Annotated in this window: 2 protein-coding genes; both read left to right on the top strand. The window is 65.9% G+C overall.

Going from position 1 to position 803, the window contains the following annotated elements; all coding sequences use genetic code 11:
• Positions 1 to 446: LemA family protein (locus tag AC1DVT_RS20475; protein ID WP_477391261.1), on the top strand; the 446-nt coding region annotated here is incomplete at its 5' end.
• 14 nt (positions 447 to 460) lie between these two features.
• Positions 461 to 803 (top strand): M48 family metallopeptidase (locus AC1DVT_RS20470; protein WP_477391259.1); only part of this gene is annotated, 343 nt, incomplete at its 3' end.

The raw sequence follows: 803 nt of genomic DNA, 5'->3' as shown, positions 1-803 counted from the left end.
ACATCACCGTCCAGCTCAAGCGCCGAGCCGATCTGCTCCCGAACCTCATCGAGGCGGTGAAGGGCTACGCGGCGCATGAGAAGGCCGTGTTCGAGAACGTCACGCGAGCGCGAGCGGAGACACTCACCGCGAAGAGCCCCGCCGATGCGGGCGTAGCCGAGGGCCACCTGCAGCAGGCGCTCAAGTCGCTGTTCGCGGTCGCGGAGGCCTACCCGCAGCTCCAGGCGAGCCAGAACTTCCTGCAGCTGCAGCAGTCGGTCGTCGACACCGAAGACAAGATCCAGGCATCGCGCCGGTTCTACAACGGCGGCGTGCGCGAGCTCAACACGAAGATCAAGGTGTTCCCGAACAACCTGTTCGCGCGCAACCTCGGCTTCGACGAGCGGGAGTTCTTCGAGGTCGTCGACGGCGCCGCGATCTCGGAGCCGCCGCGCGTGCAGTTCTGAGCGTGCACTGATCCGTGTACACCGCGATCGCACGCAACAAGCGGAACACCTGGTTCATCCTCCTCGCGTTCGTCGCCTTCCTGGGCGCCATCGGACTTCTCGCCGGGTGGCTCATGGGCAACAACTGGTGGGTGACCGCGTTCATCCTGATCTTCGCGGCGGGCTACGCGGCCTTCCAGTACTTCTTCGCCGATAAAGAGGCGCTCGCGATGAGCGGCGCGGTCGAAGTCGGCCGGGAGGATGCCCCGCGCTACTTCCGGCTCGTCGAGAACCTGTGCATCGCCACCGGCACGCCGATGCCGAAGCTCTACGTGGTCGATGACCCCGCCCCGAATGCCTTCGCGACGGGCCGCAAAC

It is taken from the genome of Microbacterium sp. P2_F9, assembly GCF_056403635.1.
The sequence above is the reverse complement of the archived record's forward strand: the minus strand, read 5'-3'. Positions and strand labels throughout refer to the sequence as shown.